The organism is Nonomuraea sp. NPDC052634, assembly GCF_040678535.1.
Lineage (GTDB): Bacteria > Actinomycetota > Actinomycetes > Streptosporangiales > Streptosporangiaceae > Nonomuraea > Nonomuraea fastidiosa.
Genome location: NZ_JBFATY010000021.1, coordinates 49,539 through 66,628 on the forward strand (window position 1 = coordinate 49,539; position 17,090 = coordinate 66,628).

The following is a 17,090-nucleotide window of genomic DNA, read 5'->3' on the forward strand; positions in this document are numbered from 1 at the left end:
GGCCCGGCCGGGCGGGCATCGGCCTGCGGATGTAATCCGGCCCCGATGTCATCCTCAGGAGGTAGTGCGGGCCCGCACGCGCTTGCGCCAAGGTAGAGGGGTGGGTGCGGAGTGGACGTACGGCTTGGTCGCCATCGTCGTGGTGCTGCTCGCAGCCGCGCTGGCACTCGGCGCCGCACTCGTACGGGCACACCGCCGCTACCGCGCGGTCGTCGAAGAACGCGGCCGCATGCTGGAACGGGAGTCCGCCAGGGCGGCGCGGGCGGCGGTGGACGCCGAGCGGGCCAGGATCGCCAGGGAGCTGCACGACATCGTCAGCCACAACGTCAGCCTCATGGTCGTCCAGGCGAGCGCGGCACGCGAGGTGATGACCGTCCAGCCCGAGGAGTGCGCCGAGGCGCTCAAAGAGGTCGAGAACGCCGGTCGCTCCGCGATGTCCGAGCTGCGCCACCTGCTGGGACTGCTGGCGCCCTCACCTGACGGCACCGACGAACCCGCCGGACCCGCCGAACCCGCCGGCGCCGGCCTCGCCCCGTCGCCCGACCTCAGCGGCCTCGACCGGCTGATCGACCGGTTCGCGTTCGCCGGGCTGAACGTGGAGAGCCGCATCCTGGGCGAGCCGCGCCCGCTGCCGCCCGGCATCGGCGCGACCGTCTACCGGATCGTCCAGGAAGCGCTGACCAACGCGCTCAAACACGCCGAGCCCGACACGAAGGCCGAGGTGACGATCCGGTACGCCGGTAACCACGTACGGGTGGAGGTGCTCAACACCGGACCCAGCGTGCTCACCTCCGACGGGACCTCCGCTCCGATGGAGCGGCGTGCCGGCGGGCCCCCTGTTCCGGGGGAGCGGCGTGACGAGGCGAGCCCTGTTCCGGGGGAGCGGCGCGACGACGCGAGCCCTGTTCTGAGGGAGCGGCGTGCCGGCGGGGCCGGGCGCGGCCTGCTCGGGCTGCGCGAAAGGGTCGCCGTCTATGGCGGGCACCTGGACGCCCGGCGGCGCCTGGGCGGCGGCTACCGCGTCCGCGCCCGCATCCCCCTCCCACCGCCCGACCCGCCCGACCCGTCCGGCCCGACCGGCACCGCCGCCGGCCCGTCCAGCACGCCTGACGCCGTCCCGCGCGCCGCCGACCCGTCCGGCCCGCTTGCGGGCGATCCGCCCCGCCCACCCGAGCCGTCCCCCTCCGACCCCGGCTCCCGGCTCCGGCAGGGCGGACGATGAGCGCCGAGCCCGCGCCGCGCGTCCTGATCGTCGACGACCAGCGGCTCATCAGGACCGGATTCCGGCTGATCCTCACCACGCGCGGCATCGACGTGGTGGGCGAGGCGGCCGACGGCCTGGAGGCGGTGGCGGCGGCGCGGGAGCTGCGCCCTGACGTCGTCTTGATGGACATCCGCATGCCGAGGCTCGACGGCCTGGAGGCGGCCAGGCGGGTGCTCGCGCAGGACCCGGACTGCCGCGTGCTCATGCTCACCACGTTCGACCTCGACCGGTACGTCTACGCCGCGCTGGCGCTCGGCGCGAGCGGCTTCCTGCTCAAAGACGTCACCGCCGAGCACCTCGCCAGCGCCGTGCGGCTGGTCACCACCGGCGACGCCCTGCTCGCCCCGTCGATCACCCGCCGCCTCGTCGAGCGGTACGCGGGCCCGCCCGCCACCCGCGTGCCCGCCGACCTGAGCGCGCTGACGGCACGCGAGATCGAGGTGCTGACGCTAGTGGGCCGCGGGCTGTCCAACGCCGAGCTGGCCGAGGCGCTGACGCTGAGCGAGGCGACGGTCAAGACGCACGTGGCCCGCATCTTCACCAAGCTCGGCCTGCGCGACCGGGCCCAGGCGGTCGTGGTCGCGTACGAGACCGGCCTGGTCACACCAGGATCCGGCTAGCGGCGCCGTGACACGCTCATGACATCACGCTGACGTCCCGCGGACATCGCCGCACCACAGTGGACGCAGCCGGCTCGAGTGCCGGCCTCGTACCGCTGAGAAGAAGGCTGATGGATCGTGACGAAACGCCTGCGCGTGGCCGTGCTGGGAGGCGGGCCGTCCGCCGAGCACGAGGTGTCGCTGCAGTCGGCCCAGGCCGTGCTCGACGCGCTGCCCGCCGACCTGTACGAGCCCGTGCCCGTGATCATCGACCGGCACGGCCGGTGGCCGGTGGAGCTGCGGCGTGACCTGGTGGACGTCGTCTTCCCCGCGCTGCACGGGCCGTTCGGCGAGGACGGCGTCGTCCAGGGGCACCTGCAGACGCTGGGCCTGCCGTACGTGGGGTGCGGCGTGCTGGCCTCGGCCGTGGCGATGGACAAGGTGGCGATGCGGCGCGCGTTCATCGCCGAGGGGCTGCCGGTCACCCCGCACGTGTGGTTCACCGCCCACGAGTGGCGCGCCACCACCGACCCGTGGGCGCTGGTGAAGCCGCTCGACTGGCCGATGTACGTCAAACCGGCCAACATGGGCTCCTCCATCGGCGTCTCGCGCGTCACGACCATGGACGAGCTGCGCGCCGGCGTGGAGCTCGCGCTCACCTACGACCGGGTGGTGGTCGTCGAGCAGGGCGTGACGGCGCGCGAGATCGTCTGCGGGGTGCTCGGCGACCATGACACGCCGGAGGCGTCGGTGCCGGGCGAGCTGATCGTGCCCGGCGAGTGGCTCGACTACGAGGCCAAATACCTCGGCCGGGCGGAGATCGCCGCCATCCCCGCCGAACTGCCGGAACGCATCGCCGAGGACGTGCGCGAGCTGGCTCTGCGCGCCTTCCGCGCGATCGGCGGCTACGGGCTCGCCCGGGTCGACTTCTTCTACGACGAGCAGGAGGGCCGCCTGTACGTGGGCGAGATCAACACCATGCCCGGTTTCACCGCGCGTTCCGTCTACGCCAGGGTGTGGGAGGCGAGCGGGGTGGCGTACCCGGAGCTGCTGCGCCGCCTCATCGACCTCGCGCTCATCAGGAGCGCCGCATGATCCGCATCGACCTCGCGCTCGCCAGGAGCGCCGCATGATCCCCATGACGCTGCGCGAGATCGCCGAGGTCGTCGGCGCGCGCCTGCACGACGCGGACGACCCGGAGGCCCTGGTGACCGCACCAGCCGCCGTGGACTCCCGCGAGGTGCCGCGGGGAGGGCTGTTCGTCGCGACGGCGGGTGCCAACGTCGACGGTCACGACTTCGCGGCCTCGGCCGTCGCGGGCGGCGCCGCCGCCGTGCTGGCGTCGCGGCCGGTCGGCGTGCCCGCCCTCGTCGTGGACGACGTCCAGCACGCGATCGGCCTGCTCGCCGGGCACGTACTGCGGCGGATCGGCCCGGCCGTGATCGGCATGACCGGCTCGGTCGGCAAGACCACGACCAAGGACCTGCTGGCCCAGGTGCTCGAACGGCAGGGGACGACGGTCGCCACCGCCAAGTCGTTCAACAACGAGCTGGGCCTGCCGCTCACCGTGCTGCACGCCGACGCCGGCACCCGCTACCTGGTGCTGGAGATGGGCGCGACCAGGAAGGGCGACCTGACGTACCTGACCGGCATCGCGCCGCCCCGGCTCGGGCTGGTGCTGAACGTCGGCGTCGCGCACGTCGAGCGCATGGGCGGCGGCATCGCCGACGTCGCCGAGGCCAAGGGCGAGCTGGTCGAGGCGCTCCCGCCGGACGGGCACGCGCTGCTCAACGCCGACGACCCGCACGTGCTCGCCATGTCCGCCCGCACCAAGGCGCATGTGCTGCTGTACGGGCGCTCGCCGCAGGCGCGGGTGCGGGCCGAGAACGTGCGCATGGAGGCGGCGCGGGCGGCGTTCGAGCTGGTCACGCCGTCCGGCCGGGCCCCGGTCAGGCTGAGCCTCATCGGCGCGCATCAGGTGTCGAACGCGCTGGCCGCCGCCGCGGTCGCCACCGCGCTCGGCCTGGACGTTTCGCAGATCGCCGCGGGGCTGACCGAGGCCAGGCGGCGCTCCGCCGGACGCCTGGAGATCGTCGAACGCCCCGACGGCGTCACCGTCGTGGACGACTCCTACAACGCCAACCCCGACTCCATGCGGGCCGGGCTGCGGGCGGCGCGGGCGCTGGCGGGCGCCCGCCGTACCGTCGCCGTGCTCGGCGGCATGGGGCAGCAGGCCGGCGCCTCCCGCGCCCGGCACGCCGAGATCGGCGCGCTCGTCGCCGAGCTTGGCTTCGACCTGCTCATCGCGGTCGGCCCCGGCGGCGCGCGCGTCACCGAGGAGGTCGCGCGGGCGGCGAGCGGCGACGTGCACGCGATGGCCGAGGCCGCGCGGGCGGGCGGCGCATGCGTCCGCACCGCCGCCGACCCGAGCGCCGCCGCCGAGCTGGCCCGTGCGCTGCTGCACCCGGGAGACGTGGTCTTCGTCAAGGCGTCCAGCGAGTACGGGCTCGGCGCCTGCGCCCGGGCCCTCGCCACCGCATCAGACAATCTTGAAGGAAACGGAGCCTCATGCGCGTCATCGGCCTCATCGGCGGGCTGAGCTGGGAATCGACCGTCATCTACTACCAGGTCATCAACCGCCGGGTACGCGAGCGGCTCGGCGGCAGCCACTCCGCCGACAGCCTCATCTGGTCGGTCGACTACACCACCGTCGAAGAGCTCGCCTTCGCCGGCCGCTGGGACGAGGTGAGCGCGCTCCTGTCCGACGCCGGACGCAAACTGCAGGACGCCGGCGCGGGCGTGCTGCTCGTCTGCAGCAACACCTTCAGCAAGGTCAGCGATGACGTGGCACGGGCCACCAGCGTGCCCGTGCTGCACATCGCCGACGCCGTCGCTGACGAGGTCCGTTCCCGTGGCATGCGCAAGGTCGGCCTGCTCGGCACCCGCTTCACCATGGAGGAGCGCTTCTACCGGGACCGGCTGGCCCGCCACGGCTTCGAGGTGATCGTCCCGCCGCGCGAGCAGCGGGACCTCGTCCACGATGTGATCTTCGACGAGCTGGTGCGCGGCGTGATCAGGGAGCCGTCCAGGGACGCCTACACCCGGATCATCGACGACCTCGCCGCCGCCGGAGCCGAGGGCGTCATCCTCGGCTGTACGGAGATCGAGCTGCTGGTGAGCGAGAAGGACAGCGTCGTGCCGCTGCTGCCGAGCGCCCGCCTGCACGCCGAGGCCGCCGCCGCCTTCGCTCTGGCGGGCTGACCACCGGACGACACGGCAAGGCGAGCCGGGCCACGCGCCGGGGACGGCCATCACCTGGTGCCGGTGATGGCCGTCCCCGGGCGTCACGCGAGGGGCCGGATGCCGGCGTCATGCGCGGGCCGCCGCCAGCCATCACGTGGTGGCGGTGAGCAGGGCGTGCAGGCGGGCGCACTCGTGCGCGAACCGGCTCTTGCGCCCGCTGCGGGCGTACCCGGCGATGACCGGGATCTCCCCGCGCGCGCCCGTCCACCCGGCCACGTCGGCGGCGAGGGCGACCAGCGTGGTGTGGACGGTGGTGACGCGACGGGCCGTACCCGATGCCGGGTCGGGCAGCATCGCGGGCAGCAGCGCCAGCAGGATGCGCCACACCTCGTGGTGCGCGCCCGCCTCGGCCAGCTCGGTCAGCGCCGCGAACGCCGTACGGGGCTCCCGCCAGGTGCGGCGCAGCACCAGCGCGAGCCGCCTGCCGATGTCCTCGGCGGGCAGCTCGCCCCGCGCGGCCAGGCCGAGCAGCAGCGGGAGCGTGCCGGGCACCTGACCGGCCAGCAGGAAGGCGAGGATCGTCGCCGACGACTCGCCCAGCGGTCCCTGCCCGAGCGCCATGGGCCTGACGTCCGTCGCGTGCAGCCGCTCGTCCCAGGAGCCCTGCAGGAGGTGGTGCAGGGCCTGCACGGCCACGACCTCGCGGTGGGACGGCAGCATCGCCCAGGCGTCGGGCAGATAGCGGCGCCAGCCGCTCAGCCAGCTCGGCGGTTCGCGCAGCAGCACCTCGTCGATGAGCCGGTGACCGGTCGGGCGGGTCACCCGCAGCACGGGCCGCAGACTGACCCCGGTGAGGGACTCGGGCTCGTCCTCGCCGAGGTCCACCGTGGACGCGCCGACCATGTGCTGCCAGGTGTGGCCGGTCTCGGGGTCGGCCATGCCGCCGTCTTCGAGCCAGCGGACGACCGAGCGCGCCGCCTCCGAGCCGATCCTGGCGGCCCTGGCCGCGGCCTCCGGGTGGCCGCCCCTGGGCAGCCGCAGCAGCGCCTGCGCGAGGTCGGCGGGCAGCGGCTCCACGCCGGCGGCGGCGCAGCTCTCCAGCCGGTCCACCAGCATGTCGGGGTCGAGGTGGCCGCTCGTCCACGTCGGGGTGGCCAGCAGCACCGGCGGCAGGGTGCCGTCGCGCAGGGCCTGGGCGATCTCCGCGTACCGGTGCAGGAGGAAGTCGTGCGGCGGGGCGACATCACCGGGATGGGGCAGCCGGTTGCGCCGCCGCCACTCCTCGGCCTCGGGCAGCTCCTGCGGCATGAAGGAGCGCAGGCGGGGCGGTATGAAGGAGACGGTCACCTGGACGAGCGGTTCGTCCGGGGCCGGCGGGGGCACCGGACGCCCCTCCCGCATCGCCTCGATCCTGGCCGGGGCGACGCCGAGCTCGGCCATGCGCTCGTACGCGTCATCGAGGATGTAGGACGGCATGGCCTCGACGGAGTCGTCGTAGCGGACGCCGGGCCGCGACCGTACCGAAAGAGACCGGCTCAGGCGGTCCAGGTACTCGATCGCCTCATACACCGCGCCGCCAACATCCCACGCGACGAAAGCCGCATGATCACCGTCAGGCGGCTCGAAGCCCGGATGTGGCCGCTCGTCGTCCTGAGCGGCGGGCTCGTCGTCGGGGAGGTCGTTGAGCCGGACCCGGTGGCCGTCGAAGGGGATCTCCTGGCCGCCCTCGCGGGCCACCGCGCCGGCCGGTCCCTCGTCGCTGTCCCAGATGATGTCGATGATGCGCAGCGGGCTGTCGTCGTCGAGATAGCGAGCCTGCGGGCCGCCGTGACTCACCGCGAGGAACCCGCGCCCGGCCTGTGGCTCCGGCGGCGGCTCCGCGCCGCGGGGGATGACCCGCACGCTCACGGAGTGGCTCGCGTCGTCCCACGCGGTCTCCGGCGCGGGCGGCGGCACCTCCGGCAGGCTGCCGGGAGTGACGATCTCGGCGGCCAGCGCCCGCTGCCAGACGTCCGGGTCGGTGAAGTCGTCCTCGGACCGCCAGCGGTGGTGGAGGCCGTCCTCCGCCCAGGGCTTGAGCTCGCCGCACAGGCGGCCCCGGTCGGCGGCGATCCCACGGACGAAGCCCGCCAGCCAGCGCTCCCTGTTCACCCATCGCTCGGAGGAGTCCGGATGCAGGGACGGCTCGGGGAACCGCTCCGGCCGCGGCGGCTCCGGCAGCGGCGGGAACTCCTTGCGCTCCCGCTCCTCCGGCCGGACCTGCCCGCCGAACCGCGCGGCCAGCCGCGCGCCCTGATCGGCGGGCAGGTGCTGGAGGCCGTCGCGGATCGCCTCGGCGTGGCCGTCGAACAGCGCGGCATGCCGCAGCGTCAGCTCCACCGCGCGGGTCCGCACGTCGAAGGAGGTGTGCGCGTACGCGGTGACGAGCGCGGGCACGAAGTCGCCCGCCGCCTCCGGCGTGGCACGCAGCGCCCGGTCGAGCCAGCGCAGGCCCGTGGCGGCGAGCTTGGCCTCGGCGCGGAAGGTGAGCGCATCGACCGCCTCCACCAGGTCGGCGTGATCGAGCGGCATGCAGGCGCGCACCCGCCCGGCGGCCAGCTCGGCGACCGGGCCGGGCGCGGCGGGTAACAACCGCAGGTAGTCGCGCAGGCGGGCGGCGGACTCTGCGGGCGTGGGGTCGAGCAGGGTGCGCAGCCGTACGAAGAAGCGCAGGTCCTGCGCCTCACCGCCGCGCAGGAAGCGGCTCACGCACCCGTCGAGCGCCTGCCGCCGTGGCACCTCGCGGGCCGTCGCGGCCAGCCAATGGGAGGGCTCGGGCTTCAGCGACTGGTCACGCAGGACGCGGCCGACGCCCTCGGCGGTGAAGACACGGGGCAGCAGCACCGGCAGCAGCGGATCGCCGGGGACGATCGGCGCGGACAGCCAGGCGGCCACCAGCGGGTCGTGATCGGCGGGCGGCACGGCGCCGGACGCCCGCAGCAGCGCTATGGCCAGCGGCACGATGCGGTCGCCAGGCCGGCGGATCCGGCGGGCCAGCCGGACCGCGACGTCACGCCGCCACGCCACCGGTCGGGCGGCCGCCACCCGGCACACCTGCTCGACGTCGATGTCGGGGCCCCAGCGCGGGTTGACGGCGCGGCTGGTCAGCCACGTCACCGCCGCCGCCGGACCGCCGATGACGCCCACCCCGGCCAGCAGCAGCCCGGGGGAGATCATCCTGAGCGCGTCGTCGATCTGCCAGCGGATCACGAAATCATCGATGGCCGGGTACTCGGCGTGCAGCTCCTCGGCTTTCGCGCCGCGCAGCTCCTTGGGCAGGCCGGGCAGCCGTGCCGCCAGCTCGGCGCGTTCGTCGTCGGTGAGCGCGATCAGCCGGTCGGCCAGGCGGTCCACCTCGCCGTCGGTGATCAAGGCGCGGATCTCCGTCCAGAGCGTCACGGGGCCACCTCCACGGCGACGCGGGCGACGATGCGGGCGGCGAGCACGTGCTTGCACGGCCCGCGTGAGCCGCGGTGATCCCACCACCACTCGCACGTACAGGAGCCGTCGGCCAGCGAGACCCGGCGCCGGCCACCCGCGGTGGTCACGGTCGCGAACTCGCCGTCGAGCCGCACCGCGCCCGCCTCGGCCAGCGCTCGCGCCTTGGCGAGGCGCGGGTTGAGCAGCATCACGTGCTCCTTGTCGTACGGCAGCTCGCGGTGGAAGTGCGCGGCCTCCGACAGGTCGTAGCCGACCCGGCCCGCCGCGCCGAGCCGGGTCAGCGCCGCGCGCACCCGATCGGCGGGGATGCCCGCCCGCTCGGCCAGCAGGCCGATCTCGACCTCGGGCTCGAAGTTGAGCAGCATGCCCACCACGTCGGCGTCGTCCTCGGCCTCGGCGGTGGCGAGATCGTCGAGCGTCGCGCCCTCGCCGGAGAAGCCGCGCCAGCGCTCGGGGGAGAGCGTGAGCGTGTAGCGCATGCCGGGCAGCTCCAGCTCCCACGCGCTGGAGGTGGCGTCGGCCCCGCCGTAGACGCGCAGCGCCTTGGCGAAGCGCAGCAGCGGCAGGAGCGTGCCCAGCCGGTTGGGGCCGGAGAGCCGTACCGACCCCGGCACCTCCCGGTCGTGCACCTTCAGCTCACGTCCCGCCTGCGCCACCCACACCGTGCCGCGCTTGGGCAGCCCGCGCAGGAACCGCACCGCCGCCATACCCGTCAGCTCGCCCCGCAGGTCCATCCGCGAGGCGATCACCTGCACCTCGGCGAACCCGCGCAGCCAGCGCTCCGGCAGCGGCACCTTCTTCTCCACCACCGCGCCGTCACCGGTGGTCACCACCAGCTCATCCAGCCCCACGCCGAGGTGCAGCGGATCGCGCGGCCCGATCCGCGCCAGCGCCTCGCGCAGCGGCGGGTTGACGTCGACGTTGGTGGTGCCGCGATCGAACACCTCGCCGTCGAGCGCGCCGCCCAGCAGATCGAGCCGGGCGTACACGCCGCCGCAGGCCGAGAACGACTCGAACCGCAGCCGATCGCCGTTGCACGTCACCACCGGATCCCGCATCCAGCCCGGCCGCGACTGCGGCCGGTGATAGCGGGCGAGCGCCACATCGGCGATGCCGAGCAGCGCCGCGGCGGCCGGAGCCGCCTGAGTGACCACGCCGCTGAAGAAACGCGGCGCGAGGACCGGACCGGACAGCGCCCGGCCACCGGAGGTCGCCAGTCCGAGGCGACCGTCGACAAGGGAGGAAGGCGCGGCGTACGCGTACGCCTGCGTCGTAGAAGTCATGGCGGGGACGATAGATTCCCCGACCGACAAATCTTGATCGCGGTCCCGGCGCTGCCACCACAGCACCACCGCTCCTCCCAGGATCAGGCCGAGCGCCATTCCCGAAAGGACGAATCCCCACGCTGCCGCACCGCCGGGGCGCTGGCTGTGAAGCGCCGGGCCGACGACTTGGAAGGCGCCGACCCACGCCACGTTGACGAGTGCGAATTGCAGCACGATGGCCCAGAGCCAGGGCCGTGACCAGAACTCCGTCCATCCCTCGGCCATGGACTTCGCGAGCGAGTCCTGCCCGCGAGGGGCTGTCTGGATCCGCATCCTGGACAGGAGAATCGCGGCGACGAAGAACGTGTCGGCGTCGAGAGCGAGCCCCCACCCCGGACCGGATGCGACCACCAGAGCCCCGCCGATGGACGGTCCGGCCACCTTGGCGATATTGAGGCAGAGCCGGAGAAGCGCGTTTCCCTGGTGCAAGCGCTCCTTCCTGCCTCAGATCGCGTTACCTCTCATAGGCGGGCTCGCGGCGGACAGAGTCCCGCGGGTGCGCATGATGGTCCTTTCCCATGTCGTCTCCGCCGTGGGTCAAGGAACATCGGCGTTACTGCTTCTTACGGAAACCGCATCCTTGTGGCACATGGCGGCCTGTGCAGCGCTCAGCGGCATCGGAACCGCCTTCTTCGGCCCTGCGGCCCAGGGGGTGCTGCCACAGGCCATCGGCAGATTCGCTGCCAGGACAACTCCGAGCGCGCCCGCCGAGCTCGTGACCTCGAGAACTCCGAAGGACAGCGCGACCGGGGCGACCGTGGAGCCGCACGGCCGGCGGCGTCAGGCAGGAGGCGGGGCGGTGCTTTCGCGGACGACGAGTTCGGTGGCCAGCTCCACACGGCTCTGGGCGAGCTGCTCGCCCTGGGCCAACGTCAGCAGCATCGACGTGGCCGCGGCGGCCATGTCGATGAGCGGCTGGCGGATGGTGGTCAGGGGCGGGATCGCCCAGCGGACGGACGGCAGGTCGTCGAAACCGATCACGCTGAGGTCGTCGGGGATGCGCAGGCCGAGCTGGTGGGCGGCGTGGTAGGTGCCGATGGCCTGGCCGTCGTTGGTGGCGAAGATCGCGGTGGGCCGGTCGGGCAGGCTCAGCATGCGGCGGGCTTCGGCCAGGCCGCCCTCGATGAGGAAGTCGCCCCGGCCGATCAGCTCGGGGTCGACGGGCAGGCCGGCCATGTCGAGCGCGGTGCGGTAACCGTCGAGGCGGGCGCGGCTGGACAGGGCGGAGTCGGGCCCGGTGATGATGCCGATGCGGCGGTGGCCGAGATCGAGCAGATGGCGGGTGGCGGTGAGGCCGCCGTGCCAGTTTCCCGCGCCGACGGACGGGATGTTGCCCGACGGGGTGTCGGCGGGGTCGAGCAGGACGAGCGGGATCTCGCGGCGGGCGAGCTGCTCGTGCTGGGCCAAGGTCAGGCCGGAGAACACGGCGATCACGCCGCTCGGGCGGTGCCGTAGCACGCCGTCCAGCCAGGCGTCACCGGCGTTGCTGTCGCGGCGCACGTCGGAGACCGCGACCGTCAGCTCGTGCCGGCGGGCGACCTGCGCGACGCCCTTGGTGATCTCGACCGGGTAGTCGCCCTCCAGAGCGTGGAAGACCAGCTCGACCAGGGCCGCCGGGGTGGAGCGGCGGCGCTGGCGGCGGTAGCCGTGGCGGCGGATCAGCTCCTCCACGGCGGCGCGGGTCTCCGACGACACCTCGGAACGCCCGTTGACGACCTTGGAGACCGTCGCGGTGGACACGCCGGCCAGCTCGGCGAGCTGAGCGATGGTGAGCGGGGACGACTCCGTGGTCATGGCCGCAGTCTAGCCAGGCGACACGCCGATGAGGGCGGTCCAGGCCCGGCGGGATCGCCCCGCCTGCCCATCGGCATGACCGGATCTTGCGTGGGTGGGTGTCGCGGCGTCGTCTCAGGGTTCGGTTCGCCGCCGAGCGCACCCCTCGCTCGCGGAGCCCGGCCAGGTGACGTTCGATCAGGCCGCTGCGGCTGTGGTGCTGCCTCTGAGTATGAGGTCGGCGCCCAGCTCCACGCGGGGCCGTGCCGGGTGCTCGCCGCGGGCAAGGCCGAGCAGCATGTCGGCGGCGGTCGCGGCCATCTCGGGGAGCGGCCGGCGTACGGTGGTGAGCGGCGGGTCCATCCACCGGCCCGCGAGCGGGGCGTCGAAGCCGACCACGCTGAGGTCGCCGGGGATGCGCAGGCCGAGCCGGTGCGCCGCGCGGTAGACGGCGGCGGCCTGGCCGTCGGCGCAGGTGAGGATCGCCGTCGGCCGCGACGGTAGCCGCAGCAGCCGCTCGACCTCCGCGTCTGCGGATGATGCCGTCGGCGACCCGCCGCCTCTTCCGAAGCCCAAGCCGGTGATCAGCTCGGGGTCGGCCGGCACGCCCGCCATGTCCAGAGCGGTGCGGTAGCCGTCCAGGCGGGCGCGGGCGGCCAAGCTGTCGGCGGGGCCGGCGAGGGCGGCGATGCGGCGGTGGCCGAGGGCGAGCAGGTGGCGGGTGGCCATGAGGCCGGCGCTCCAGTCGCTGGCGCCCACCGTGACGACCTCCGCCGGATGCTCGCCGCGTGGATCCAGCAGGACGAGCGGGATGCCGCGGGTGGCGAGCTGCTCGCGCTCGGTTCCGCTCAGGCTGGAGAAGACAGAGATCACGCCTGTGGGGCGGCGGCTCAGCACACCTTCGATCCAGGGGGCGTCGCCATGGCGCAGCCGTGACACGGTCACGCCCAGGCGGTGTGCGCGCGTCACCCGCTCCACGCCCGCGGCGATCTCGGCGGGAGCCTCGCCGTCGAGATCGCCGAAGACCAGCTCCACCAGGGGCGCGAAGGCGGCGCGGCGGCGTTGCGGCCGGTAGCCGTGTTCGCGGATGAGGCGTTCGATGAGCGCGCGGGTCTCCGGCCTGACCTCGGTACGGCCGTTGACGACCTTCGACACGGTGGCCGTGGAGACCTGAGCCAGCTCGGCGAGCTGCGCGATGGTCAGCGGCCGGGACCGCGTGTCGCTGTCGCCGGTCGGCTCTGCGGCCATGCTCATGCCGGAAGTCTAGCGAGTTGTTTTCGGCGTTCTCGACCTTAACTTTCGGTGAACAGAGCAGCGGGCCGGGGCCATCCGGCCCCGGCCCGCGCGTCGGCCCGTCAGGCCGTCAAGGCCGTCAGCGCTGCAGGGTCAGCAGGCCGGGGCGGTAGGGGAGAAGGCCGTAGTCGCCGCCCGAGTTGGGGTCGCGGCCCTGGTAGAGCAGTTGCAGGTTGCAGGGGTCCACGGTGAAGGTCTGGTCGGCGCTGACCCGGATCAGCTCGCCGTGGCTGATGTCGTTCGTCCAGGTGGCGCCGCTGTTGGCCTTGCCCGCGAACGGGTTGCTCTCGCTCGCCGCCTGCGGCGTCCACGTGCCGTTCAGGCTGGTGGCCGTGAACGAGCGGAAGTAGCGGCCCTGCGAGCCGATCGCCTCGACCAGCATGAGGTACTTGTTCTGGCCCTTCAGCTTGTAGACCTGCACGGCCTCGAACAGGTTGTTGGTCGAGTCGCTCATGATGACCGTCGAGGACGAGCCGAAGTTGCCGGGGAAGTTCCCGATCGGCATGCTGGCCCGGTAGATCTTGCCGTTGTCACCGGCGAAGAACAGGTACATGGTCGTGTCGTCGGCGATCAGCGTCTGGTCGATGGGCCCGGTGCCGGAGCCGGAGATGCTGCCGGTGAACAGCGGCTGCTCGGCCGACCAGCCGTTCGGGTTGGTGGGGTCGGTCGAGGTCCGGTACGAGAAGGGCGTGCTGCCCCACTGGTAGGCGAGCACCCAGATGTTCTTCGGCGCGAAGTAGAACAGGGTGGGCGCGACGGTGCTGTTGTTCATGGCGTTCTGGCTCGCCGACGCCATCTGCGACCAGTTGCTGAACAAGCTGAAGTTCATCGACCCCCAGCGCGTGCCGTAGTCGTGCGTGGTCGCGTACACCAGGTGCTGGCCGTTGTACGGGGCGACGGTGAAGTCCTTGAGCGACACCCAGCCGGAGCGCGGCGTGGCCAGCGGGCCCGTGGAGGTCCAGCGGTAGCTCGACGGCAGGTCGCACTCGCCGGGGTTCTGGTCGCCGCCGCCGTCCACGCGGACGAGCTGCCACTGCTGGTTGGCGCCGCCCCAGTCGTCGTACTGGACGATGTTCGCGCCGTCGGCGGTCGAGCCGCCCTGCACCTCGAGGGCCTTGTTGCTGTTGCGGTTGATGAAGCGCACGTAGCCGTCGGAGCTGTCGGCCAGGCGCCACTGCTGGTTGGTGCCGTTGTGGTCGGACCACTGCACGATTTCGCCGCCGTTGGCGGTGGAGAAGTTGTAGACGTCGAGGACCTTGCCGGAGTGGCGGGACTTGATGCGGTAGTAGCCGCCGCCGGAGTCGACGAACTGCCACTGCTGCTGGTTCTGGTTGTTACGGGTCCACTGGGTGATGCGGGCGCCGTCGTTGGTGGCGAGGTTGTAGACGTCCAGTGCCTTGCCGCTGTTGCGGTTGATCAGGACGTACCAGGCGTTGGTGTCGACGGTGGCCGCGTGCGCCGTCTCGGTCTGGAGTGCGACGAGCAGGCTCGCCAGTAACGTGGCCAGGGCCGCGAGTAAGGCCAGGGGTCTGCGGTTCACGAAAGCTGCCTTTCTCGATGGGTTCGTCAGGGTGCGGTGAGGTCGAAGCGGCTTACGGTCACTTCGCCGCCGAGCGACCGGGTTGCGTAGTTGAAGATCCCGAAGCGGTAGCCCATGAAGAACTGCCAGGCGTTGTTCAGGGTGAACGCCCGGCCGAGGCTCACGAACGTGCTGCCGTCGGTGCTGTAGGAGAAGCGGGCCTGCCGGCCGGACCCGGGCCGTACGTCGGCGCTGACCCGCAGCCAGATGCGCCCGCCCGAGACGTTCGCGCTGGCCACCTCGGTGCCGGTGCCGGTGGTCTGCCACGAGCTGTTCATGGTGAGGCCGTCGGTCATGACGACGCGGGTGGTGCCGTTGTCGCGCTTGACGCCGATCCACGCCGACTGGTCGCGCAGCATCGCCAGCCCGGCGCGGTCGCCGTCGGCCATCCGCGAGTAGTCCAGCTCGATCGTCGCCGTGGACTCCGGTCCCTGGATGCGGTGCGTCAGCGTGTTGCGGGCGTTGTAGAGGTCGTCGGTGACGGTCGCGGTCTGCAGGCGCAGCCCGTTGCCGGTGGAGAAGCGGCTGGTGTCGGGGTTGTGGTTCCACTCCCAGCGGTGCCCGAGGCTGCTCGATGTGAACGTGTCGGAGCCGATCATGGACGCCACGGTCTTGCTGGTCTGGATGTTCGGCTTGGGGTAGGTGGCGCCCCACGTGCCGTTGACGGTCTGCAGCACCGGCCAGTCGCCGCTCCAGGTGATCGGCGCGAGCGCCGGGACCCGGCCGCCGGGGTAGGCGTCGATGAACGCCATGTAGTACCAGTCGCCGTTCTGCGTCTGGACGAGCCCGCCCTGGTGCGGCACGCCGCCTCCGGAGATGGGGCCGGGCAGGTTCAGCAGGACCTGGCGCATCTCGTACGGGCCCCACGGCGAGGTGGAGCGCAGCACGTACTGGCCGTTGGCCGGGCGGGTCAGCCAGATGTAGTAGTAGCCGTTGCGCTTGTAGAAGCGGGCGCCCTCGAGGGTGCCGACGCTGCTCGGCGTCTGGAACACCTGCTGGGCCCGCACCTGGCTGAAGCCGTCGGCGGACAGCTGGGCGACGCTGATGGTGGTGTTGCCGTAGGCGACGTACATGGTGTCGTCGTCATCGATCAGCAGGCCCGCGTCGTAGTAGCAGTTGTTGATCTGCGAGCGCTTGGTCCAGGTGCCGTCCACGGCGGTGGCGGTGTAGACGTACGTGCGGTTGAACTCGATGCAGCCGATCCAGTAGAAGGTGGCGTTGCTCGGCCGGTAGTTGAGCGTCGAGGCCCAGATGCCCTTCACGTACGCCCGGCCGCCGCTGAGGTCGTACGCGCTGGAGCCGAAGTCGAGCCGCGGCACCGAGTGCCCGGCGTACTCCCAGTCGACCAGGTTGTACGAGCGCAGGATCGGCGCGCCCGGCGAGTAGTGCATGGTCGAGGCCGAGTAGTAGTAGGTGTCGCCGACCCGGATGATGTCGCCGTCGGCGAAGTCCTGCCAGACGACCGGGTTGGTGTAGGTGCCGCCGGGGTTCTGGCCGCCGTCGACGCGGACGAGCTGCCATTGCTGGTTGGCGCCGCCCCAGTCGTCGTACTGGACGATGTTCGCGCCGTCGCTGGTGGATGCGTTCTGCACTTCGAGGGCCTTGTTGCTGTTGCGGTTGATGAAGCGCACGTAGCCGTCGGAGCTGTCGGCCAGGCGCCACTGCTGGTTGGTGCCGTTGTGGTCGCTCCACTGGACGACGGGTGCGCCGTTGGCGGTGGAGTAGTCGGAGACGTCGAGGACCTTGCCGGAGTGGCGGGACTTGATGCGGTAGTAGCCGCCGCCGGAGTCGACGAACTGCCACTGCTGCTGGTTCTGGTCGTTGCGGCTCCACTGGGTGATGCGGGCGCCGTCGTTGGTGGCGAGGTTGTAGACGTCCAGTGCCTTGCCGCTGTTGCGGTTGATCAGGACGTACCAGGCGTTCGTGTCGACCGTCGCGGCCGCAGCCGCCTGTGGCGTGAGCAGCACGCCGATGAGCACGAGGGACGAGAGGATCGCAAGCGCGCGCCTCACGGGGACCTCCAGGGGTGGTCGTCGGTCCGGGTGCCCGAGGTGCCGGCGCGGAAGGTACGCGACTCAGGTGCCATTGTTAGCGCTAACATTTCGTGTCGCATAAAGCCGTGACCCTCCTCCTTCGGGCGGCGTCGTCGGGAGTACATCCGAGGCTCCGGCCCGGCGTCAACGGCGGCCGGTCACTGATGAGAACGCGCTCGCCGCGACATAAGCGGCTTGACCTGGCTTTTCAGCCGGCCGTGTGAGCGACGCGATGAGCTGAAAATTTCATGCATTGATCGGTTAAGTTGCGGCGACGGCCGGCGACCGGCACCCGTCCCGGAAGGGATGGGCCGCCGGCCGCGCCGCTCTCGTCCCGGCACCGCCCGTCCGGGGCCGGGACGAGAGATCATCAGGACCCGGAGTTGTAGGTCCACTTCTGGTTCGCGCCGCCGTGGCAGGTGTAGAGCTGCAGGCCGGTGCCGTTGGCGGTGCCCTGGCCTATCGCGTCGAGGCACAGGTTCGACTGCACGCCGGTGATGG

At 72.3% G+C, this 17,090-nt stretch carries 12 protein-coding genes; 5 read left to right on the plus strand and 7 right to left on the minus strand.

Annotation, left to right across the window (positions count from 1 at the left end; all coding sequences use genetic code 11):
- Positions 1 to 100: 100 nt before the first annotated feature.
- The 5 genes from AB0K67_RS40090 to AB0K67_RS40110 all read left to right on the plus strand — a co-directional run bounded on the left by AB0K67_RS40090 (position 101) and on the right by AB0K67_RS40110 (position 5,124).
- A complete protein-coding gene (locus tag AB0K67_RS40090; RefSeq protein WP_364070766.1) occupies positions 101 to 1,222 on the plus strand; it encodes a histidine kinase in 1,122 nt (373 codons plus the stop codon).
- Entirely contained in the window at positions 1,219 to 1,884 is a 666-nt protein-coding gene (locus AB0K67_RS40095) for a response regulator transcription factor (RefSeq protein ID WP_364070768.1), read from the plus strand. Before AB0K67_RS40090 ends, AB0K67_RS40095 begins: the two co-directional genes overlap by 4 nt.
- Before the next feature lie 117 nt (positions 1,885 to 2,001).
- Positions 2,002 to 2,958, plus strand: coding sequence for a D-alanine--D-alanine ligase family protein (locus AB0K67_RS40100; protein ID WP_364070770.1), 957 nt, complete (start codon positions 2,002 to 2,004; stop codon positions 2,956 to 2,958).
- A 34-nt stretch (positions 2,959 to 2,992) separates the two neighbouring features.
- Positions 2,993 to 4,462, plus strand: coding sequence for a UDP-N-acetylmuramoyl-tripeptide--D-alanyl-D-alanine ligase (gene murF, locus AB0K67_RS40105; RefSeq protein WP_364070773.1), 1,470 nt, complete (start codon positions 2,993 to 2,995; stop codon positions 4,460 to 4,462).
- On the plus strand, positions 4,432 to 5,124 hold the full coding sequence (locus tag AB0K67_RS40110; protein WP_364070776.1) for an aspartate/glutamate racemase family protein: 693 nt from the start codon (positions 4,432 to 4,434) through the stop codon (positions 5,122 to 5,124). The genes murF and AB0K67_RS40110 overlap by 31 nt, the downstream gene beginning before the upstream one ends.
- A gap of 132 nt (positions 5,125 to 5,256) precedes the next feature.
- Here AB0K67_RS40110 and AB0K67_RS40115 read toward each other — a convergent pair whose 3' ends face one another.
- From AB0K67_RS40115 to AB0K67_RS40145, 7 genes are all read right to left on the minus strand, one after another.
- Positions 5,257 to 8,544: a DUF6493 family protein gene (locus tag AB0K67_RS40115; protein WP_364070779.1), complete on the minus strand. Its 3,288-nt coding sequence runs from the start codon at positions 8,542 to 8,544 to the stop codon at positions 5,257 to 5,259.
- The gene (locus AB0K67_RS40120) at positions 8,541 to 10,340 is read right to left on the minus strand and encodes an MFS transporter (RefSeq protein WP_364070782.1); all 1,800 of its coding nucleotides are present in this window, start codon (positions 10,338 to 10,340) and stop codon (positions 8,541 to 8,543) included. Before AB0K67_RS40120 ends, AB0K67_RS40115 begins: the two co-directional genes overlap by 4 nt.
- 351 nt (positions 10,341 to 10,691) lie before the next feature.
- Positions 10,692 to 11,705: a LacI family DNA-binding transcriptional regulator gene (locus AB0K67_RS40125; RefSeq protein WP_364070784.1), complete on the minus strand. Its 1,014-nt coding sequence runs from the start codon at positions 11,703 to 11,705 to the stop codon at positions 10,692 to 10,694.
- Between the two features lie 177 nt (positions 11,706 to 11,882).
- On the minus strand, positions 11,883 to 12,938 hold the full coding sequence (locus AB0K67_RS40130) for a substrate-binding domain-containing protein (RefSeq protein WP_364070786.1): 1,056 nt from the start codon (positions 12,936 to 12,938) through the stop codon (positions 11,883 to 11,885).
- A gap of 118 nt (positions 12,939 to 13,056) precedes the next feature.
- Complete coding sequence (locus tag AB0K67_RS40135) at positions 13,057 to 14,517, minus strand: non-reducing end alpha-L-arabinofuranosidase family hydrolase (RefSeq protein ID WP_364070789.1); 1,461 nt, start codon at positions 14,515 to 14,517, stop codon at positions 13,057 to 13,059.
- Between the two features lie 26 nt (positions 14,518 to 14,543).
- Entirely contained in the window at positions 14,544 to 16,568 is a 2,025-nt protein-coding gene (locus tag AB0K67_RS40140) for an RICIN domain-containing protein (RefSeq protein ID WP_364070792.1), read from the minus strand.
- Between the two features lie 391 nt (positions 16,569 to 16,959).
- Positions 16,960 to 17,079, minus strand: a complete 120-nt coding sequence (locus AB0K67_RS40145; RefSeq protein ID WP_364070800.1) for a ricin-type beta-trefoil lectin domain protein — start codon at positions 17,077 to 17,079, stop codon at positions 16,960 to 16,962.
- Positions 17,080 to 17,090: the final 11 nt, after the last annotated feature.